Origin of the sequence: Krasilnikovia sp. MM14-A1004, assembly GCF_047159485.1 — a bacterium.
Classification (GTDB): domain Bacteria; phylum Actinomycetota; class Actinomycetes; order Mycobacteriales; family Micromonosporaceae; genus Actinoplanes.
Genome location: NZ_AP038773.1, coordinates 2,558,986 through 2,580,173, shown reverse-complemented (window position 1 = coordinate 2,580,173; position 21,188 = coordinate 2,558,986). Strand labels below are relative to the sequence as shown.

Below are 21,188 nucleotides of genomic sequence, written 5' to 3'. Positions count from 1 at the left end.
GGCGCACAGAAACCACGGCCACCACCGGCGTGATGCGCTCCCGGATCGCGGTGCCTGGTCCACCGGCGGCCCCCTTCCGCCCGTTCCTCACGGTCGCACGAACGCGGGGCACAAGGGGGCGGAAAGGACAGAACGGGCTAGCCGGGCAACTGATCCATGGCCCGGTAGATGCGCTTGTCCGACACGGCGTACGCGGTGCCCAGCGACTGGGCGAACAGGTTGACCCGCAACTCCTCGATCATCCAGCGGATCTCGTCCAGGCCCTCCTCGGCCGTCCCGCCCGGACCCAGCTCCCCGCGCAGCTCCCGGTACTCCGCCTCGATCTCGTGCACCTGGGCCATCAGCTGCCGGTCCCGGGCCAGGGTGCCCGGCAGCCGGTCCAGCCGGTACGCGATCGCCTTCAGGTACCGGGGCAGGTGGTGCAGCTGCCGCCAGCCGGTCTGGGTCACGAACCCCGGATGCACCAGCGCCCGCAGCTGAGCCCGGATGTCCGCCAGCGCCGGTACCAGCGCCGGGTCCTTCGTGGCGCCGATCCGCTGCTCGATCTCGTACGCCGTGGCCAGCACGGCCCGCACCTGGGTCACCACGTTCGCGACCCCGTCCACGAGATCGGCGCGGACCGCGTCGCGCAGCGTGGCGAACGCCTCGGCGTCCCAGGCCGGGCCCCCCGCCTCGGCGACCAGCCGGTCCAGTGCCGCCCCCGCGCAGTCGTCCAGCAACTCCGCGATGGACCGGTACGGGTTGCCCCGGCTCAGCTCCAGCTTGGCCCGGTTGTCCAGCCGCCCCTGCAGGTAGCGGGCGGCCTGCGGCAACGTCAGCAGCAGCAACCGCCGGGTGCCCGCCCGCATCGCGGCCCGCTGCTGCGGCTCGGTCTCGAACACCCGTACCGCCACGCTGTCGCCCTCGTCGGCCAGGGCGGGGAAGACCGCCACCGCGTAGCCGCCGCGGTCCTGGGCGACGTGGCGCGGGATCGTACCGATCTCGGCCGTGGTGATGCCGCGACGCTCGACGTTGCCGGCCGCCGCGGAGATCGTTGCCTGCACCTTCGGCGCCAGGCTGCGGCGCAGCACCTCCAGGTCGCGCCCCTCCCCCAGCACGGCGCCGTCCTCGGCCACCACCCGGAAGTTCATCCGCAGATGGTCGGGCACCTGGTCGGGGCGCCAGGCGTCGCGCGGCACCACGGTGCCGGTGAGCTTGCGCAGCTCCGTACCGATCGCGTCGGGCAGCGGGCCGCGCCGGGCGGGCACCCGCGCCAGCACCGCCTCTGCCCAGTCCGGCACCGGGACGAAGTGGGTGCGCAGCGCCTTGGGCAGCGCCCGGATCAGCGCCACCACCACCTCCTTGCGCAGGCCGGGGACGGACCAGCCGAAGTCGTCGGCGTCCACTTTGTTCAGCAGCTCCACCGGGATCCGGACGGTGACCCCGTCGGCGGCGGCGCCCGGCTCGAACTGGTAGCTCAGCGGCAGCCGCACCCCGTCGGCCAGCCACGCGTCCGGGTACGCACCGGGGTCCACCGCGTCCCGGCCCGCGTTGACCAGCAGGTCGCGGGTGAAGGTCAGCAGGTCGGGCTCGGTGCGCCGGGCCTTCTTCCACCACGCGTCGAAGTGCCGCGCGGACACCGCCTCGGCCGGGATGCGGGCGTCGTAGAGGGCGTACACGGTCTCGTCGTCGACCGCGATGTCGCGGCGGCGGGCCCGGTGTTCCATCTGCTCGATCTGCTGGAGCAGCTTGGCGTTGTGCGCGTAGAAGGCGTGGTGGGTGTCCCAGTCGCCCTCCACCAGGGCGTGCCGGATGAACAGCTCGCGGGCCACCACCGGGTCGACGCGCGCGTAGCCGACCTTGCGCCGCGGGACGATCGGCAGGCCGTACAGGGTGACCTTCTCGTAGGCCAGCACCGCGCCCTGCCGGCGGTCCCAGTGCGGCTCGCTGTAGCTGCGTTTGACCAGGTGCGGCGCGAGCTTCTCGGCCCACTCGGGCTCGATGCGGGCGTTCACCCGGGCCCACAGGCGGCTGGTCTCGACCAGCTCGGCCGACATCACCCAGCGCGGCTGCTTCTTGAACAGCGCCGAGCCCGGAAAGATCGCGAACTTGGCGCCGCGGGCACCCAGGTACTCGCGCTTGTCGGTGTCCTTGAGGCCGATGTGCGACAGCAGGCCCGCCAGCAGCGCCGTGTGCAGTCGCTGCGCGTCCGGCGGCTCGGCGTCGTCGCGCTCGGCCACGCTCAGGCCGAGGGTACGGGCGGTCTGCCGCAACTGCGCGTAGATGTCCTGCCACTCGCGGACCCGCAGGTAGTTGAGGAACTCGGCGCGGCACAGCCGGCGGAACTGATTGCCGGACAGCTCCCGTTGCTGCTCGCGCAGGTAGCGCCACAGGTTCAGATAGCTGAAGAAGTCGGACTCCTTGTCGGTGAACCTGGCATGTTTCTCGTCGGCCTGCTGCTGCTTGTCGGCGGGCCGCTCGCGCGGGTCCTGGATGGACAGTGCGGCCGTCACCACCATCACCTCGGCGACGCAGTCCTGCTGGCCGGCCTCGATCACCATGCGGGCCAGCCGCGGGTCGACCGGCAGCTGGGCGAGCTGGCGGCCCAGCGGGGTGAGCTTGCGCCCGTCCAGCGCGCCCAGCTCCTCGAGCAGCTTGATGCCGTCGGTGACGTTGCGCCGGTCCGGCGGGTCGATGAACGGGAAGCGGGCCAGATCGCCGAGGCCCAGCGCGGTCATCTGCAGGATGACGCTGGCCAGATTGGTACGCAGGATCTCCGGCTCGGTGAACTCGGGACGCTGCGTGAAGTCCTCTTCGGAGTACAGCCGGATGCAGATGCCGTCGGAGGTACGCCCGCAGCGGCCCTTGCGCTGGTTCGCGCTGGCCTGCGACACCGGCTCGATGGGCAGCCGCTGCACCTTGAGCCGGTGGCTGTAGCGGGAGATCCGGGCGGTGCCGGGGTCGATGACGTACCGGATGCCGGGGACGGTCAGCGAGGTCTCGGCGACGTTGGTGGCCAGCACGATCCGCCGCCCGGTGTGCCGTTCGAAGACGCGGTGCTGTTCGGCGGCGGACAGGCGCCCGTACAGCGGGACGACCTCGGTGTTGCGCAGGTCGCGCTTGTTCAGGGCGTCGGCGGTGTCGCGGATCTCCCGTTCGCCGCTGAGGAACACCAGGATGTCGCCGCTGCTCTCGGCGCCCAGCTCGTCCACGGCCGCGGCGATGCCGTCGACCTGGTCGACCGGTTCCTGCCGCTCCTGCTCGTCGTCGGCCGTCACGAGCGGCCGGTAGCGCACCTCGACGGGATACGTACGCCCGGACACCTCGATCACCGGGGCCGGGGCGCCGGGGCTGCCGAAGTGCTCGGCGAACCGGCCCGTCTCGATCGTCGCCGAGGTGATGATGACCTTGAGGTCCGGGCGGCGCGGCAGCAGTTCCCTGAGATAGCCGAGCAGGAAGTCGATGTTGAGGCTGCGCTCGTGCGCCTCGTCGATGATCAGCGTGTCGTACGCGCGCAGCTGCCTGTCGTTCTGGATCTCGGCCAGCAGGATGCCGTCGGTCATGACCTTGACCATGGTCCGGTCGCTGACCTGGTCGGTGAAGCGCACCTTGTAGCCGACCGTCTCCCCCAGCGGGGTGCCCAGTTCCTCGGCGATGCGCTCGGCCACGGTACGGGCCGCGATCCGGCGCGGCTGGGTGTGCCCGATCGTACCGCGCACCCCACGGCCCAGCTCCAGGCAGATCTTCGGCAACTGGGTGGTCTTGCCCGAGCCGGTCTCCCCGGCCACCACCACGACCTGATGGTCGCGGATCGCCGCGGCGATGTCCTCGCGGCGGGCGCTGACCGGCAGCTCCTCCGGGTAGCCGACCTTGGGCACGGCCGCGAGCCGGGCCTCGTACCGCTGCTGGGCCTGCGCCACCTGCTCGGCGATCTCGGTCAGCGCCGCGGCACGGGCGTCCGCGCCGCGGATCCGCCGGATGCCCTCCAGCCGCCGCCCGAGGCGGTGCTCGTCGCGGGGCAGCAGGGTGGTCAGCGTACGGCGCAGCGCGGCGGCGTCCGGGGGTGGCATCGACATGGCGGAGCAAGGATAGGCGGAACGCGCGCGGCGCGCCGTGTGATTACCGTCCCCGGGGTGTCGATCACCGTCGTTGCCGGGCCTACTTCCAGGTGTCGTACCGGTACAGACCCCACCGGGACATGATGCCGGTGATCTTGGTGTAGTAGTTGGGGTCGGTGGCGTACCCGGCCTTCCACACGGTCCAGATGAACTTGTTCGCGCTGCGGGTGTACTTGAACGCCGGCTTGTAGCGGCTGTTGACCCGCAGGAAGTAGCCGTGGTCGCGGTACGAGTTCGCCTGCGACGCGTACGTCCGGAAGCTCGCCGTCGTCACGAAGCACTTGCCGGCCTTCGTGCACTCCTGCGTCTGGTACGTGTGGCAGCCGGAGGCCAGCGGGCCGTGGTTGCCGTTGAAGCATTTGATGCCGAAGAAGTTGCGGTCGGCCACGGACAGGTCGCTGCGGCCCCAGCCCGATTCGAGGATGGCCTGGGCGATCGTCACCGACGGCGGCACACCGTAGTCGCGCCAGCCGCGCTGGGCGCCGGACACCGAGCGGGCGATGAACTGCTCCGGGGTCAGCGCGGGCGTCGACTGCACGGGCCGGGGCGCGCCCGGGCACAGGTGCAGCGTCGGGGTCACCACGTACGCGTGGGAGACGTAGAGGCCGTTGGACAGGCGGTTCCACTGGGTCGTGGTGCGCACGGTGCCCTTGACCCTGGCGCCGACCACCCCGCACACCAGGTTGACCCGGGCGCCGTTGGCCAGGGTGCCCCTGACCGGGGAGGTCAGCGACACGCCGGCGCGGACGTTGACCCGGCCGTCCGAGCTGCGGATGCGGCCGACCGTGTACTTGACGGCCGTGGCCTTGGCGGCCCCGGCGGCGGCGGCCTGGACCGGTGCGGGGTGGACCTTGACCGGCTGGGCCTGCGCCCGGATGGCGGCGCAGGACGCGATGGTGCCCAGCGGCCGCACGTACGCGTGCGAGATGTAGCGGTCGGTGCCGAGCCGGTCCCAGACGTCGGTGGTGCGCTGGCTGCCGCGCACCTCGGTGCCGCGGGTGGCGCATTCGACCGCGACGCGCTGCTCGTCGTGCACGGCGCCGACGATCGGGGCGGCCAGCGACGGCGCGGTGCGGATCCGCAGCGTGCCGACCACGTCCACGGTGGCGGCGACGCTCGCGGCATTGGCGGCCTGGGGCGCGACGAGCAGACCGGCGCCGATCACGACGGCCAGCGCCGGGGCGGTGAGCATCCGGCGGGCGGTGTGCAGCATGAAGCGGTCCCCTCTGGTGGCGTCGGCGTCTCTTCGACAGTCACGGGGGGCCGTTGCGGGAGGAGGGGGAGCCGGGGTGCGGCTCGGTTGCACCCATGGGCACTACCGGGACAAGCGGTGCCTATGGGAATTATTACCTCTGGGGTGACTGCCGGGGGCAGGGTTACCGAACTGCGTCGCCCGTGTCGGCCCCCGACGGGTGGCACCGGAGGCGGTCGTCGGTGCCTCGTGATACACAGCGAGGAACACCATCGGACGGCAGACGGGATCTGGGATGGCCATCCTCGGCATCGACATCGGGGGCTCCGGCGTGAAGGGTGCACCGGTCGACCCGGTGCGCGGCGAGCTGCTCGACGAGCGTTACCGGGTGCCCACGCCGCAACCGTCGGACGTGTCCGCCGTGGTGGAGGCGGTCGCCGAGGTGGCGGGCCGGTTCCCCGGCTACGACCGGGTCGGGCTGACATTTCCCGGGGTGGTCGTCGACGGGGTCGTCCGCAGCGCCGCGAACGTCGACCGGTCCTGGCTCGACGCGGACGCCGCGGCGCTGTTCACGGAGCGGCTCGGGCGGCCCGTGGCGGTGCTCAACGACGCCGACGCGGCGGGCGTCGCCGAGGTGGCGTTCGGCGCCGGGCGCGAGCAGGACGGTCTCACGGTCCTGCTGACCTTCGGCACCGGCATCGGCAGCGCCCTGTTCCTCGACGGCATCCTGATGCCCAACACCGAGTTCGGCCACCTGGAGCTGGACGGCGCCGACGCGGAGGTGCGCGCCTCCGACCGGGCCCGCGAGCAGGAGGAACTGAGCTGGGACCACTGGGCGAAACGGGTGCAGCACTACCTGCGGCACCTGGAGATGCTGCTGTCGCCCCGGCTGTTCATCATCGGCGGCGGCGTGAGCAAGAAGGCGGACAAGTACCTCCCGCTCATCGACATCCGCACCCCGATGGTGCCCGCGACGCTGCTCAACAACGCCGGCATCATCGGCGCCGCCGTGACCGCCGCGCAGGCCGCCGGCCGTACCGGCCCGATGACGGTCGACGCCGCCCACGCCGCCGCCTACCGGAGCTGATCACCATGGCCCGCACCATCGCGACCAACACCACGACCGACCGGGCCGACCTGGTCGAGTTCCTGCGGCCCCGGCACCGGGCCATCCTGATCACCACGCGGCGCGACGGGCGCCCGCAGTCGTCACCGAACACCTGCGGAATGGACGCCGACGGCCGGGTGGTCATCTCGACGTATCCCGAGCGGGCGAAGGTGGCCAACATCCGGCGCGATCCGCGGGTGTCGCTGTGCGTGCTCTCCGACGAGTGGAACGGCCCGTGGGTGCACCTCGACGGCACCGCGCAGGTGCTCGATCTGCCCGACGCGCTGGAGCCGCTGGTGGACTACTACCGGTGCATCTCCGGTGAGCACCCGAACTGGGACGAGTACCGGGCCGCCATGACCGCCCAGGGCAAGTCGCTGATCCGGATCACGATCGAGAGCTGGGGGCCGATCGCCACCGGCGGATTCCCCGCCCGGCTGGCCGACTGAGCCCGGCTGGCCGACTGACCGGCCGGGAGACTGACCGCGGCTCAGCCGCTGATGCCCAGCCACGGGTTCGGCACCTCGACGCCGAGCAGGTAGCGCAGCGCGTCGCGGTGCATCCCGGCCACCGGGTCCAGCAGGTCGGGGTGGCGCAGCAGCACCGCGGCCGCGCGCTCCCGCGGGTTGGGGGTGGTCAGCCGGCGGAACTGCCCCAGCAGGTCCCCGGCCCGGCGCGGGCGGGGCCGGCGGTGGTCCTCCTGCTCGGGCACGGCCGCCGCGACAGCGGACACCGCGCGCACCGCGAGCACCGGATCGGCCAGCAGGCAGGCGGCCCAGCTCACCACGACCTCGTCGACCCAGGTGCGCCACGCCTCGTCCTCGGCGTACTCCTCGATCGGCTCGCTGCCGGCCCGCCAGTCCAGCACGGCGGAGCCGCCGGGACCGGCCAGGGCCACGAGTTCGGCGTCCACCGGCGTGGGGTAGCGCAGCCAGGCGGCGACCGTCACGGCCTGCCGCGCCTGCAGCTCCGCCAGCGCGGCCGCCTGGTGATCCTCACCGGTGGCCGGGTACGCCCGCGCCAGCCAATGCGTGCTGGCGGCGATCACCGGCGACAGCGCGGCAGACGGACCGGCCACGTGGCCCTCCCAGAGTCGAGGCGACCCGGGCGGGGCGCGACACGCTCTGTTCCTCGGCGGGGATCGGCCCGGCCTAAGCAAGATCACTCGGTTGGCACCGCATGGCAACCGACGCGCACCCGAGGACGCTCCCCCACGGTCGCGCTCCGGTAGGTTGAGGCGTGATGAGCGCCACCGGATCCCGCCGTTGCTCCACTGCGGAAACGCAGTCCCGTGCGCGGCGTGGATTTCCCGGTCGCCGAGCCTGTTCACGCGCCTGAAGACTACGGTGGAGATCATGACCGGTCGCTTTCCCATCGAAGACGTCACGCCGTCGGTGTCCTGCGGCCGCTACCCCGCGAAGGCGGTCGTGGGCGAGCTGGTACCGGTCTCCGCGGTGTCCTATCGGGAAGGACACCACGCGCTCGGCGTCAACGTGGTATGGCAGGGTCCCGACGGCCTGCCCCAGCCGTTCACCCGCATGCGTCCCGGCGAACCCGGCCTGGATCAATGGCACGCGATGATCAAGCCGGACCAGGTCGGCCGGTGGACCTTCACGGTCGAGGCGTTCGACGACCCCTACCTGACGTGGCGCAACGCGGTCACCAAGAAGATCGGCGTGGGCCAGGGCGTGGGCGAGCTGGCGAACGATCTCGCCGAGGGCGCCGAGGTCCTGGACCTGGCCACCAAGATCGTCCCGACGGCGGAGGAGGAACGCGTCAGGGCCGCCGCGGCGGCGCTGCGCGACGAGCAGCGCCCGCTGTACGAGCGGGTCACCCCCGCGCTGGACCTGGAGGCGCTGCTCTGGCAGCACCCGGTCCGGCAGCTGGTCACCACCACCCGCTCGTACGCGATCTGGGTGGACCGCAAGCGCGCCCTCTTCTCCGCCTGGTACGAGTTCTTCCCGCGCTCGGAGGGCGCCGAGATCGGCCCCGACGCCGTCCCGGTGAAGCACGGCACGTTCCGCACCGCCGCCCAGCGCATCCCGGCGGTCGCCGCCATGGGCTTCGACGTGCTGTACCTGCCACCCATCCACCCGATCGGCAAGATCAACCGCAAGGGCCGCAACAACACGCTCGTGGCGCGCCCCGAGGACGTCGGCTCCCCGTGGGCGATCGGCTCCGACGAGGGCGGCCACGACGCCATCCACCCGGAGCTGGGCACCCTCGAAGACTTCCGGGCGTTCGTCGCCGCGGCCCGGGACAACGGCATGGAGGTGGCACTCGACCTCGCGTTGCAGGCCGCGCCGGATCACCCGTGGGTCCGCGAGCACCCGGAGTGGTTCACCACCCGCGCCGACGGCACCATCGCGTACGCCGAGAACCCGCCCAAGAAGTACCAGGACATCTACCCGATCAACTGGGACAACGACTACCAGGGCCTGCGCAGGGAGGTGCTGCGGGTCGTCCTGCACTGGGTGGAACAGGGCGTCAAGATCTTCCGGGTCGACAACCCGCACACCAAGGCCCTGAACTTCTGGCAATGGCTCATCACCAAGGTCAAGGACGTGGACCCCGACGTCCTGTTCCTGGCGGAGGCGTTCACCCGGCCCGCCATGATGAACGGCCTCGGCAAGATCGGCTTCACCCAGTCGTACACGTACTTCACCTGGCGGACGACGGCCTGGGAGATGCGCGAATACCTCAACCAGCTGCTGGCCTCCGTGGACTGGATGCGGCCCAACTTCTGGCCCAACACCCCGGACATCCTGCACGAGACGCTGCAGCACGGCGGCCCCCCGATGTTCAAGATCCGCGCGGTGCTGGCCGGGATGCTGTCGCCGTCCTGGGGCATGTACTCCGGATACGAGCTGTTCGAACACGAGCCCCGGCCCGGCGCCGAGGAGTATCTGGACAACGAGAAGTTCGAGCTCAAGCCCCGCGACTGGGCGGGCGCCGAGCGCTCCGGGCGCACCCTCGCGCCGTACCTGACCACGATCAACCAGGTCCGGCGGGAGAATTCCGCCCTGCACTGGCTGCGCAACCTGACATTCCACGAGGTCGACAACGGCGCGCTGCTGTGCTGGTCGAAGCGGGATGAGGAGAACGGCAACACCATCCTGGCGATCTGCTCGTTCGACGCGAACAACGTGCAGTGGGCCAACACCACGCTCGACATGCCCGCGCTGGGCATGGAATGGCACGAGAAGTTCACGGTGACCGACCAGATCACCGGGGCGTCGTACGAGTGGGGCCAGCACAACGCGGTCCGCATCGATCCGTACGTCGAACCGGCACACATTTTCGTGGTGCAGCCGCGCCGCTGACGCGGTTCGACTCCCAGCGGGCGGGGTAGGTGGGAACGATGGATCAGACGAGTCAGGTCGACCCGGCGGAGGGCAGCCACCTCGAACACCGCGTGGTGGAGCACCCCAGCGCGGACGACTTCGGCCACGCCCGGGCGCTGCCCGCCGACCGCACCTGGTTCCAGCGCGCCGTGTTCTACGAGGTCCTGGTCCGGGCGTTCTACGACTCCGGCTCCGACGGCTCCGGCGACCTGCGCGGGCTGATCGAACGCCTCGACTACCTGCAGTGGCTCGGCGTGGACTGCCTCTGGCTGCCCCCGTTCTACGACTCCCCGCTGCGCGACGGCGGCTACGACATCCGCGACTTCTACAAGGTGCTGCCCGACTTCGGCACGGTCGACGACTTCGTGGCCCTGCTCGACGCGGCACACAAGCGCGGCATCCGGGTGATCACCGACCTGGTCATGAACCACACCTCCGACTCGCATCCGTGGTTCCAGGCGTCGCGCAGCGACCCCGGCGGGCCGCACGGCGACTTCTACGTGTGGAGCGACACCAGCGAGCCGTACCCGGACGCCCGGGTGATCTTCGTGGACACCGAGGAGTCCAACTGGACCTTCGACCCGGTGCGCCGCCAGTTCTACTGGCACCGCTTCTTCTCCCACCAGCCGGACCTCAACTACGAGAACCCGGCCGTGCAGGAGGCCATGCTCGACGTCCTGCGGTTCTGGCTCGACCTGGGCATCGACGGCTTCCGGCTGGACGCGGTGCCGTACCTGTTCGAGGCCGAGGGCACCAACTGCGAGAACCTGCCCGCCACCCACGCGTTCCTCAAGCACTGCCGCAAGGTGATCGACGACGAGTTCCCGGGCCGGGTGCTGCTGGCCGAGGCGAACCAGTGGCCCGCCGACGTGGTCGAGTACTTCGGCGACGCGAAGAGCGGCGGCGACGAGTGCCACATGGCGTTCCACTTCCCGCTGATGCCGCGCATCTTCATGGCCGTACGCCGGGAGTCCCGCTTCCCGATCTCCGAAATCCTGGCCCAGACTCCAGCAATTCCGGAGAACTGCCAGTGGGGGATCTTCCTGCGCAACCACGACGAGCTCACCCTGGAGATGGTGACCGACGAGGAGCGCGACTACATGTACGCGGAGTACGCGAAGGACCCGCGGATGAAGGCCAACGTCGGCATCCGCCGCCGGCTCGCGCCCCTGCTGGAGAACGACCGCAACCAGATCGAACTGTTCACCGCGCTGCTGCTCAGCCTGCCCGGCTCCCCCGTGCTGTACTACGGCGACGAGATCGGCATGGGCGACAACATCTGGCTCGGCGACCGCGACGGCGTGCGCACCCCGATGCAGTGGACGCCGGACCGCAACGCCGGCTTCTCCACCGCCAACCCCGGCCGGCTCTACCTGCCCGCCAACCAGGACCCCGTGTACGGCTACCAGGCGGTCAACGTGGAGGCCCAGCGCGACAACTCCACGTCGCTGCTCAACTGGACCCGCACCATGCTGGCCGTACGCCGAAGGCACGAGGCGTTCGCGGTCGGCACGTTCCGCGAGCTGGGCGGCTCGAACCCGTCGGTGCTGGCGTACCTGCGCGAGGTCGGCGACGACGTGGTGCTGTGCGTCAACAACCTGTCCCGCTTCCCGCAGCCCATCGAACTGAACCTGCAGCACTGGAACGGCTACACCCCGGTCGAGCTGACCGGGCACGTGAGCTTCCCGCGCATCGGCCACCTGCCGTACCTGCTGACCCTGCCCGGGCACGGGTTCTACTGGTTCCAGCTGTGCGGCCCCGAGGAGAAGTGATGACGCTGCCGTTCGCCGACTGGCTGCCCCGGCAACGCTGGTACGCGGGCCGTACCCGCACCCTGGAGTCCGCGAAGCCGGCGTCGTCCACCGCGCTGCGCGACGACCTGGATCTGATCCTGGTCGACGTCACCTACACCGACGGCAGTTCGGAGCGCTACCAGGTGATGGTCGCCTGGGACTCCGGCCCGATCCCCGAGTACGCCGCGATCGCCACGATCGGCACCGACGGCGAACGCACCGGCTACGACGCCCTGTACGACCCGGACGCCACCCGGTACCTGCTGTCACTGCTCGGCGCGGGCGGTGCCGTCGGCGACGTCGTGTTCGAGCCCGAGCCCGGCGTGGTCCTGCCGCTGGAGGCGGCACCTCGGGTGTTCGACGCCGAACAGACCAACACCAGCGTGATCTACGAGCAGGCCGCGATCCTCAAGGTGTTCCGCCGCGTGGCCTGCGGGGTCAACCCGGACATCGAGCTGAACCGGGTGCTCGGCCGCGCCGGCAACCCGCACGTGGCGCGGCTGCTCGGCTCGTTCGAGACCACCGACAGCGGCGAGCCGTGCGCCCTGGGCATGGTCACGGCGTACGCGGACAACTCGGCCGAGGGGTGGGCGATGGCCACCGCCAGCGCCCGCGACCTGTTCGCCGAGGACGCGGAGCTGCGCGCCGACGAGGTGGGCGGCGACTTCTCCGGCGAGTCGTACCGGCTGGGTGAGGCCGTGGCCAGCGTGCACAAGACCCTGGCCGAGCAGCTGGGCGCCGGGCCGTCGCCGTTCCCGGTGGACGCCGTGCTGGCCCGGCTGCGGGCCGCGGCCACCGCCGTGCCGGATCTGGCCCCGCACGTGCCCGCCATCGAGGCACGTTTCCGGACCCTGACCGGCCAGCAGGTCGACGTCCAGCGGATCCACGGCGACCTGCACCTGGGCCAGGTGCTGCGGACCCCGCCCGCCTGGCTGCTGATCGACTTCGAGGGCGAGCCCGGTTCGCCGCTCGACGAGCGGCGGCTGCCGGACTCGCCGCTGCGCGACGTCGCCGGGGTGCTGCGCTCCTACGAGTACGCCGCGTACCAGCTGCTCGTCGACACCGACGACGAAGAGGAACATCTCGCCGCCCGCGCCCGCGAGTGGGTGGACCGTAACCGGGCCGCGTTCTGCGACGGGTACGCTGCGGCGGCAGGCATCGACCCGCGTGATCAGGCCCCGCTGCTCGCGGCGTACGAGTTGGACAAGGCGGTCTACGAGGCCGTGTACGAAGCCCGGCACCGGCCAGGGTGGTCGCGGATCCCGCTGCGTGCCATCGCCCGGCTCGTCGGCTGACCACGGAGGACATCGATGATCGGGCACAGCACCTCGGCCACCTCTGCCGCCGACGAGCGGGCGATGCACGCGGTGATCAGCGGGGACACCCACGACCCGCACGCGATCCTGGGTGCCCACCCGCACGCCGGGCGCACCGTGGTGCGGACGTTGCGCCGCAACGCCACCGGGGTGACCCTGCTGTTCGGCGGCGAGAAGGCGCCGATGACCAAGGTGCACCCGGACGGGATCTTCGCGGTCGACGTGGCGGGCACGGTGCTCGACTACCGCCTCGACGTCGACGGCGTCGAGTCCGACGACCCGTACCGTCATCTGCCCACCCTGGGCGAGCTGGACCTGCACCTGATCGGCGAGGGTCGCCACGAGAAGCTGTGGCAGGTGCTCGGTGCGCAGCACCGCGGCACCGGTGTGGCGTTCGCGGTGTGGGCGCCGAGCGCCCGCGGCGTGCGCATCGTGGGTGACTTCACCGGCTGGGGCCCGCACGACGGCTGGCCCATGCGGTCACTGGGCTCCAGCGGCGTCTGGGAACTGTACGTGCCGGGCGCCGCGCCCGGCACGAAGTACAAGTTCCGCATCCTCGGCCGCGACGGAGTGTGGCGGGAGAAGGCCGACCCGATGGCCCAGCACACAGAGGTGCCGCCGCAGACCGCCTCCGTGGTGTACGAATCCCGTTACGAGTGGGGCGACGCCGAGTGGATGACCGCCCGCGCGTCCCGGCACCCGCACCAGGACCCGATGAGCATCTACGAGGTGCACCTGGGCTCGTGGCGCCCCGGCCTGTCGTACCGTGAGCTGGCCGAGCAGCTCACCGAGTACGTGGTGGACACCGGCTTCACCCACGTCGAGCTGATGCCCGTGATGGAGCACCCGTTCGGCGGTTCCTGGGGCTACCAGGTCACCGGCTACTTCGCCCCGACCTCCCGGTTCGGCACCCCCGACGAGTTCCGCCACCTCGTCGACACCCTGCACCGGGCCGGCATCGGGGTGATCCTCGACTGGGTGCCCGCGCACTTCCCCAAGGACGAGTGGGCCCTGGCCCGCTTCGACGGCACCCCCCTGTACGAGCACGGCGACTGGCGCCGCGGCGAGCACCCCGACTGGGGCACGTACGTCTTCGACTTCGGCCGTACCGAGGTGCGCAACTTCCTCGTCGCCAACGCCCTGTACTGGTGCGAGGAGTTCCACGCCGACGGCCTGCGTGTCGACGCGGTCGCCTCGATGCTGTACCTGGACTACTCCCGCAAGGACGGCGAGTGGACCCCGAACCAGTACGGCGGCCGGGAGAACCTCGACGCGATCAGCTTCCTGCAGGAGATGAACGCGACCGTCTACAAGCGCAACCCCGGCGTGGTGACGATCGCCGAGGAGTCCACGGCGTGGCCCGGCGTCACCCGCCCCACCCACCTCGGCGGGCTCGGCTTCGGCTTCAAATGGAACATGGGCTGGATGAACGACACCCTCACCTACATGGAGAAGGAGCCGATCTACCGGCAGTGGCACCACCACCAGATGACCTTCGCCACGGTGTACGCCTGGAGCGAGAACTACATCCTGCCGATCAGCCACGACGAGGTGGTGCACGGCAAGGGCTCGCTGACCGGCAAGATGCCCGGAGACCTGTGGCAGAAGCTGGCGAACACCCGCGCGCTGATGGCCTTCATGTGGGCGTTCACCGGCAAGCAGCTCGTCTTCATGGGCGCCGAGATGGGCGACGAGCGGGAGTGGAACGAGGCCCGCGGCCTGGATTGGGACCTGTTGCAGGACCCGGGGCGCGGCGGGATCCGCCGCCTCGTCCAGGACCTCAACCGGGTCTACCGCGACACCCCGGCACTGTGGAGCCAGGACACGCAACCGAGCGGCTTCCGCTGGATCAGCGCCGAGGACTCGCAGCACAACGTGTTCTCGTTCCTGCGCTTCGCTCCGGGCGGCGAGACCCTCGCCTGCGTGGTCAACTTCGCCGCCGTTCCGCACGAGGGCTACCGCATCGGCCTGCCCCGGCCGGGCGTCTGGCGCGAGGTGATCAACACCGACAGCGAACTGTACGGCGGGTCCGGCGTCGGCAACCTCGGCCAGGTCACCGCCGAGCCCCAGCCCTGGCACGCCCTCGACTTCTCCGTGTCGCTGCGGGTACCCCCGCTGGGCGCCGTCTGGCTCCGCCACGAACGCTGAGCCGGCGGCCCAACCGTCGCGCCCTGCCCCTACACGGTCACGTTCCGGCAGGGGTACGGTGGGACCCCGAGCACTCATGAACACTCACCACATGCGGACGAGCGGCGTGCCCACCACGGAAGACTCCCACGACCGGCACCGGATGGAGTTCGCCACCACCGACCCCGAACGCGCCAGGGACTACCTCACTGCCGCGTTCGGCTCGACCCTGACCATCCGCAGGCACACGGACGCGTACCGGTTCCGGCACCAGCGGATCAGCACCGGACCGTTCAGTCTGGATTCCCTGGATCACCAGGCCACCGTCGAATACCGCTCCGGCACCGATACGCCGATCATGGTGACGCGGGTCCATCGCGGACTGCGGATCGATCTGGACCGCGACATCCGCTACGGCATCGGCGACCTCGGCCTGCACGTCCACACGGATCGGGCACACCGGGTGCGGCAGGAGGCCCTGCAGGGTTCGCTGGTCGGTATCGCTCCGCAGGTCGTCGCCGAGGTCGCCGGCAACGACCCCGAGCGTCCCGGCGCGCTGCGCTTCACCGCGGTGTGCCCGGCCCGTCCGGCCGACGTACGCCGCTGGCTGCAGGTCGTCGGCTACGTCACCGAGAGCGTGCAGAGTGCTCCCGGTTTCATCACCCATCCCCTGCTGGTCGGCCCGTTCGCCCGCCTGCTGGCCGCGACCCTGCTCACCACGTTCCCCAACACCTGCACGACCGAGTCGCACCACTACGACCGCACCGACGCCACCGTCGCCGCCCTGTCCCGCGCGGTGGGCTTCCTGGAGGCCAACGCCGACCTCGACATCAGCGTCGTCGACATCGCCCGCGCCGCCCGGGTCACCGTCCGTGCCGTTCAGCGGGCCTTTCGTCGCCATCTCGGCACCACCCCGACGGCCTACCTGCGGCGCGTCCGGCTGGCCCGCTGCCACCAGCAGCTCCGCGACGACGGTGACGGCGCCGCCGTCCCCGAGGTCGCGGCCCGGTGGGGCTTCGCCGACCCCGGCCTGGTCACGGCCGACCACCACCACGCCTTCGGGCAACCACCCCGCCGAACACCGGACCGCTAGCCCGCCCGGGGGACCCGATCACGGTGACCGGGTTCGGCCACGTCGGCCGGTTCGCCAGCGCCTGCCGGCAGGTCTACGGCGAGCTTCCCGGCCGGCGCCTGCCCCGGTGACGTTCAGTCCGGCACCGAATCCCCTGATATCCGGCATACCGGTAGATCAGCAGCGGTACGGCTTCCTCGAGTAATTCCTCAACGACTCCGCCGGTCTGAAGGGCCGCATCCTCATCACGGCCGCATGACCCTACCGACGGGCCAGCCAGTCCGTGGCGAGCAGGCCGTACAGCAGGTCGTCGGTCCATTCGCCCTTGGCCCAGGTGTGCTGGCGGCGCAGACCCTCGCGGGTGAAGCCGACGCGTTCGAGCAGGCGAGCGGAGGCCAGGTTGCGGCCGTCGCACTCGGCCGAGACGCGGTGCATTCCGCGTACGCGGAACAGGTGGTCGAGGACGGCCGTGACCGCCTCGGTGGCGTACCCGTGGCCGCGGTACTGCGGCGCCAGGGTGAAGCCCAGCTCCGCCTGCCGCCCGCCGGGGTACCTGTCGACCCCGACGTCGCCGACCAGCACGTGGTCGGCGGTGCGCTCGACCGCGTACTGGAACCATCCCGGACCGTCGGGGTCGGCCACCGCCATCGCGGCGACGAACGCGTCCGCCCCGTCGAGCGGGAACGGGGCGTCCCAGGACTGGTAGCGGGCGGTGTCCGGATCGGACCGGTACGCCGACAGCGCCGCGGCGTCGGCGGCGCGGAAGCGGCGCAGCACCAGGCGTTCGGTGGTGAGCAGGTCAGCCTGCCTCGACGTCGGCGACGATCACCGTCACGTTGTCGGGCGCACCCGCCTCCAGAGTGCGGGCGATCAGTTCGGCGGCGCACTCCTGCCGGTCCGGGTGCCCGCGCAGCGTCGAGGCGATCACGTCGTCGGTGACGTAGTCGGACAGCCCGTCGCTGCACAGCAGAAACCTGTCGCCCGGCTGCACCGGCACCATCCGCCCGGCGGGCCGCAGCGGGCCGCCCTGCACCGCTTGGGTGACCAGCGCGCGCTGCGGGTGGCGGCGCGCGTCGGCCGGGGTGAGCACCCCGGAGTCCACGAGCGCCTGCACGTACGTGTCGTCCTTGGTGAGCTGGGTCAGCGACCCGTCGCGGCTGAGGTAGCAGCGGGAGTCGCCGACGTTGAGCGCGGCCATCGCGTCCCCGGTCAGCATCAGCGCCGTCACGGTGGTGCCCATGCCGTCCCGGGCGCCGTCGTCCGCGACCGCCGCCTCGATCCGCTGGTTCGCCGTACCCAGCGCCATGATCAGATCCTGCAGCGGCTCCCCGGAGTCGGGCAGGTCGTCGACGGTCGCCAGCGTGCGCACCAGGATGTCGCTGGCCAGCTCCCCCGCGGGCAGCCCGCCCATGCCGTCGGCGACCACGAGGAGACGGGCGCCGACGAACGCCGCGTCCTCGTTGTTGTCGCGCACGAGTCCCTGATCGGTGGCCGTGACGGCGCGTAACACCAGCGTCATGCCACCAGCCTGCCAAGAACCTGCGGCGGTGTCTGTAGTACCTACTACGTAGTGTTGGGTGGTGATGGCGGTACCAATGGTGGGACGCGCCGCCGCGCTCGACGAGTTGCGGCAGGCGTGGCAGCGGGTCGACGGCGGCGGCGGGTGCCTGCCCGCAGTGCTCACGGGCGAGCCGGGCACCGGCAAGAGTGCCCTGGTCGGGGCGCTGTTGCGCGACGTACGGCCGGGCACGGTGCTGACCGGCGCCGCGCGGCTGCACTCCCCCGCGCCGTACGACTGGCTGGCCGCGGTGCTGGCCGGGCGGGACACCGGCGCGCTGCCGGTGCCGCCGGACGCCCTCGCCTGGCTGGCCCAGCGCCCCGACGTCCCCCGGGAGCGGTACACGCCGGAGGCGCTGCTGCGCCTGGCGGTCGCCGCGGTGCGGGCGCTGGTCGGCGCCGGGCCCGCGGTGCTCGTGGTGGAGGACCTGCACGCGCTCGACCCGGCCAGCCTGAACCTCGTCGGCGAGCTGGCCGCCACGGACCTGCCCACCCTGCTGCTGGTCACCAGCCGCCCGCCCGACGCCGCGGAGTCCCCGCAACTGGCCGCGCGCAGCCTGGCCCGGCTCTCCGGCGTGCCCGGCGCGGTACGCCAGCACCTCGGCGCCCTGGAGGCCGGGCACGTCGCGCAGATCATCGCGCACGCGTACCCTGACGCGCCGCCGTCGGCGCAGCTGGCGTCGGCGGTGTGGCAGCGCACGGGCGGCAACCCGTACCGGCTGACGGAGCTGCTGGCGATGGCGGCGGGACGCGGCCCGCAGGCGCTGGTCGACGAGCCGCTGCCCGGCTACCTGCAGCCCGCCGCCCCGGACCAGGCGCCCGAGCCGGAGCTGACCGCCCGCGAACGGGAGGTCCTCGGCTGCCTCGCCGAGGGCATGTCGAACAAGCAGATCGCCCGCGCCCTGGAGATCTCGGTGCGCACCGTGACCGTGCACGTGTCGAACCTGCTCCGCAAGACCGGCGCGTCGTCGCGCACCGAGGTGGCGCTGCGGGCGGTACGCGCCGGCACGCGCGCGGATCGTCACCCCAGCGTGCACCGATGAGCGGGGCGGCGCGACAACCCCCGGCGGACTTGGGCACAATCGTCGCGGTAGTCCTACGAGAGGTGAACGAGTGACGACCACGATTCATCAGCGCATCGCCGAGGAGCTCGGGGTTCGCGAGCGCCAGGTGACGGCGGCGGTGGAGCTGCTGGACGGCGGGGCGACGGTGCCGTTCATCGCCCGCTACCGCAAGGAGGTCACCGGCACCCTGGACGACCAGCAGCTGCGCACCCTGGAGGAGCGGCTGGGCTACCTGCGCGAGCTGGAGGACCGCCGGGCGGCCGTACTGGAGTCGATCCGGTCGCAGGGCAAGCTGGACGAGGCCCTGGAGGCGCAGGTGATGGCCGCCGACTCCAAGGCGCGCCTGGAGGACATCTACCTGCCGTACAAGCCGAAGCGGCGCACCCGCGCGCAGATCGCCCGCGAGGCCGGGCTGGAGCCGCTCGCCGATCTGCTGCTCGGCGACCCGGCCCGCGACCCGCGCACCGAGGCGGCGGCCTACGTGGACGCCGACAAGGGCGTCGCGGACGCCGCCGCCGCACTCGACGGCGCCCGCGCCATCCTCGTCGAACGCTTCGCCGAGGACGCCGACCTGATCGGTGAGCTGCGCGAACTCATGTGGACCAAGGGCCGTCTCATCGCGAAGGTGCGCGACGGGCAGCAGGCCGAGGGCGCGAAGTTCGCCGACTACTTCGACTTCGCCGAGCCGTACACCAAGCTGCCGTCGCACCGGATCCTCGCGGTGTTCCGCGGCGAGAAGGAGAACGTGCTCGACCTGACCATGGAGCCGGAGCCGGAGGACGCGTCGTCGTTCGAACCGCGCATCGCGGCCCGCTTCGGCGTCGCCGACCACGGGCGGCCGGGCGACAAGTGGATGGCCGACACGGTGCGCTGGGCCTGGCGTACCCGGATCCTCGTGCACCTCGGCGCGGACCTGCGGCTGCGCCTGTGGCAGGCGGCCGAGGACGAGGCGGTCCGGGTCTTCGCGGCCAACCTGCGCGACCTGCTGCTGGCCGCGCCCGCGGGCACGCGGGCCACGATGGGCCTGGACCCAGGTTTCCGTACGGGCGTGAAGGTGGCCGTGGTCGACGCGACAGGCAAGTGCGTGGCCACCGACACGATCTACCCGCACGTGCCGCAGAACAAGTGGGACGAGTCGATCCACAAGCTGGCCGGGCTCGCCGCGGCGCACGGCGTGGAACTGGTCGCCATCGGCAACGGCACCGCGTCGCGGGAGACCGACCGGCTGGCCACCGACCTGATCAAGCGGCATCCCGAGCTGACCCTGACCAAGGTGATGGTGTCGGAGGCGGGTGCGTCTGTCTACTCCGCCTCCCCGTACGCGTCGCAGGAGCTGCCCGGCCTGGACGTCTCGCTGCGCGGCGCGGTCTCCATCGCCCGCCGCCTGCAGGACCCGCTCGCCGAGCTGGTGAAGATCGACCCCCGCTCGATCGGGGTGGGGCAGTACCAGCACGATCTGTCGGAGCTGAAGCTGTCGAAGTCGCTGGACGCGGTCGTCGAGGACTGCGTGAACGCGGTCGGCGTCGACGTGAACACCGCGTCCGCGCCGCTGCTGACCCGCGTCTCGGGCATCGGCGCCGGGCTGGCCGAGAACATCGTGCTGCACCGCGACGCGAACGGGCCGTTCCGCAACCGCTCCGCGCTCAAGCAGGTGGCCCGGCTGGGCCCGAAGGCGTTCGAGCAGTGCGCGGGCTTCCTGCGCATCCCCGGCGGCGACGACCCGCTGGACGCGTCCAGCGTGCACCCCGAGTCGTACCCGGTGGTCCGGACGATCCTCGCGGCGGCGGGCTCCGACCTGCGGTCGGTGATCGGCAACAGCCCACTGCTGCGCGGGCTCAAGCCGGACCGGTTCGTCACGGACACCGTGGGCCTGCCCACGGTCACCGACATCCTGCGGGAGCTGGAGAAGCCGGGCCGCGACCCGCGTCCCGCGTTCACCACCGCCACGTTCGCCGAGGGCGTCGAGAAGATCGCCGACCTGAAGCCCGGCATGATCCTGGAGGGCGTGGTCACGAACGTGGCCGCGTTCGGCGCGTTCGTGGACGTCGGGGTGCACCAGGACGGGCTGGTGCACGTGTCGGCGCTGTCGAACTCGTTCGTGCAGGATCCGCGCGACGTCGTGAAGTCCGGTGACGTGGTCAAGGTGCGGGTCGTGGAGGTCGACGAGGCCCGCAAGCGGATCTCGTTGACGATGCGGCTGGAGGACACCCCGCGCCGGGAGCCGGGGGGCCGTTCCCGCGACGGCCGTCCCGGCCAGGGCCAGCCGCGACAGGGCGGCGGTTCCGGCCAGGGCCAGGCCCGTCAGGGCGGTGGCCAGCGGCAGGGTGGTCAACGGCAGGGGCAGCCGCGCGACGGTCAGCAGCGACAGGGCGGCGGCCAGCGGGGTCGCTCGGGCGGTTCCGGTTCCGGTTCGGGGGGCAGCTTCAACGGTGGCGCGATGGCGGACGCGCTGCGCCGGGCGGGCCTGGCCAAGGATTGATCCTCGGCGACGGGGTGACGCGGGGCCGCGTCACCCCTC

At 71.7% G+C, this 21,188-nt stretch carries 14 protein-coding genes; 9 read left to right on the top strand and 5 right to left on the bottom strand.

What is annotated here, in order from left to right; all coding sequences use genetic code 11:
- Positions 1–137: 137 nt before the first annotated feature.
- Both hrpA and gsmA read right to left on the bottom strand, forming a co-directional pair.
- Positions 138–4,055, bottom strand: a complete 3,918-nt coding sequence (hrpA, locus tag ACMCNN_RS11780; RefSeq protein WP_412746219.1) for an ATP-dependent RNA helicase HrpA — start codon at positions 4,053–4,055, stop codon at positions 138–140.
- 82 nt (positions 4,056–4,137) lie between these two features.
- Positions 4,138–5,310, bottom strand: a complete 1,173-nt coding sequence (gene gsmA / locus ACMCNN_RS11775; protein WP_412746218.1) for a sporangiospore maturation cell wall hydrolase GsmA — start codon at positions 5,308–5,310, stop codon at positions 4,138–4,140.
- Positions 5,311–5,584: 274 nt separating this feature from the next.
- Between gsmA and ppgK the strand changes: the two genes are divergently transcribed.
- Positions 5,585–6,376 (top strand): polyphosphate--glucose phosphotransferase, encoded by a 792-nt coding sequence (ppgK, locus tag ACMCNN_RS11770; RefSeq protein ID WP_412746217.1) that lies wholly within the window; start codon positions 5,585–5,587, stop codon positions 6,374–6,376.
- 5 nt (positions 6,377–6,381) lie between these two features.
- Positions 6,382–6,846 carry a PPOX class F420-dependent oxidoreductase gene (locus tag ACMCNN_RS11765; protein ID WP_412746216.1) on the top strand — a complete coding sequence of 155 codons (465 nt, stop codon included), beginning with the start codon at positions 6,382–6,384 and terminating at the stop codon, positions 6,844–6,846.
- A gap of 41 nt (positions 6,847–6,887) precedes the next feature.
- On the opposite strand, the gene ACMCNN_RS11760 is transcribed toward ACMCNN_RS11765, so the two are convergent.
- Positions 6,888–7,475 (bottom strand): hypothetical protein, encoded by a 588-nt coding sequence (locus tag ACMCNN_RS11760; protein ID WP_412746215.1) that lies wholly within the window; start codon positions 7,473–7,475, stop codon positions 6,888–6,890.
- A gap of 277 nt (positions 7,476–7,752) precedes the next feature.
- On the opposite strand from ACMCNN_RS11760, the gene ACMCNN_RS11755 reads away from it, so the two are divergent.
- The 5 genes from ACMCNN_RS11755 to ACMCNN_RS11735 all read left to right on the top strand — a co-directional run bounded on the left by ACMCNN_RS11755 (position 7,753) and on the right by ACMCNN_RS11735 (position 16,070).
- Positions 7,753–9,720 carry an alpha-1,4-glucan--maltose-1-phosphate maltosyltransferase gene (locus ACMCNN_RS11755; RefSeq protein WP_412746214.1) on the top strand — a complete coding sequence of 656 codons (1,968 nt, stop codon included), beginning with the start codon at positions 7,753–7,755 and terminating at the stop codon, positions 9,718–9,720.
- Positions 9,721–9,758: 38 nt separating this feature from the next.
- Positions 9,759–11,513, top strand: coding sequence for a maltose alpha-D-glucosyltransferase (treS, locus tag ACMCNN_RS11750; protein ID WP_412746213.1), 1,755 nt, complete (start codon positions 9,759–9,761; stop codon positions 11,511–11,513).
- Positions 11,513–12,829: a maltokinase N-terminal cap-like domain-containing protein gene (locus ACMCNN_RS11745; RefSeq protein ID WP_412746212.1), complete on the top strand. Its 1,317-nt coding sequence runs from the start codon at positions 11,513–11,515 to the stop codon at positions 12,827–12,829. The genes treS and ACMCNN_RS11745 overlap by 1 nt, the downstream gene beginning before the upstream one ends.
- A gap of 63 nt (positions 12,830–12,892) precedes the next feature.
- A complete protein-coding gene (gene glgB / locus ACMCNN_RS11740; protein ID WP_412747143.1) occupies positions 12,893–14,998 on the top strand; it encodes a 1,4-alpha-glucan branching protein GlgB in 2,106 nt (701 codons plus the stop codon).
- A gap of 91 nt (positions 14,999–15,089) precedes the next feature.
- Entirely contained in the window at positions 15,090–16,070 is a 981-nt protein-coding gene (locus tag ACMCNN_RS11735) for a helix-turn-helix transcriptional regulator (RefSeq protein WP_412746211.1), read from the top strand.
- A 240-nt stretch (positions 16,071–16,310) separates the two neighbouring features.
- Here ACMCNN_RS11735 and ACMCNN_RS11730 read toward each other — a convergent pair whose 3' ends face one another.
- Both ACMCNN_RS11730 and ACMCNN_RS11725 read right to left on the bottom strand, forming a co-directional pair.
- A complete protein-coding gene (locus ACMCNN_RS11730; protein WP_412746210.1) occupies positions 16,311–16,826 on the bottom strand; it encodes a GNAT family N-acetyltransferase in 516 nt (171 codons plus the stop codon).
- Positions 16,827–16,848: 22 nt separating this feature from the next.
- The gene (locus tag ACMCNN_RS11725) at positions 16,849–17,568 is read right to left on the bottom strand and encodes a PP2C family protein-serine/threonine phosphatase (protein ID WP_412746209.1); all 720 of its coding nucleotides are present in this window, start codon (positions 17,566–17,568) and stop codon (positions 16,849–16,851) included.
- A 64-nt stretch (positions 17,569–17,632) separates the two neighbouring features.
- Between ACMCNN_RS11725 and ACMCNN_RS11720 the strand changes: the two genes are divergently transcribed.
- Together ACMCNN_RS11720 and ACMCNN_RS11715 are read left to right on the top strand one after the other, a co-directional pair.
- The gene (locus ACMCNN_RS11720) at positions 17,633–18,649 is read left to right on the top strand and encodes a LuxR C-terminal-related transcriptional regulator (RefSeq protein WP_412747142.1); all 1,017 of its coding nucleotides are present in this window, start codon (positions 17,633–17,635) and stop codon (positions 18,647–18,649) included.
- 70 nt (positions 18,650–18,719) lie between these two features.
- Positions 18,720–21,149, top strand: coding sequence for a Tex family protein (locus tag ACMCNN_RS11715; protein WP_412746208.1), 2,430 nt, complete (start codon positions 18,720–18,722; stop codon positions 21,147–21,149).
- The last annotated feature ends 39 nt before the right edge of the window (positions 21,150–21,188 follow it).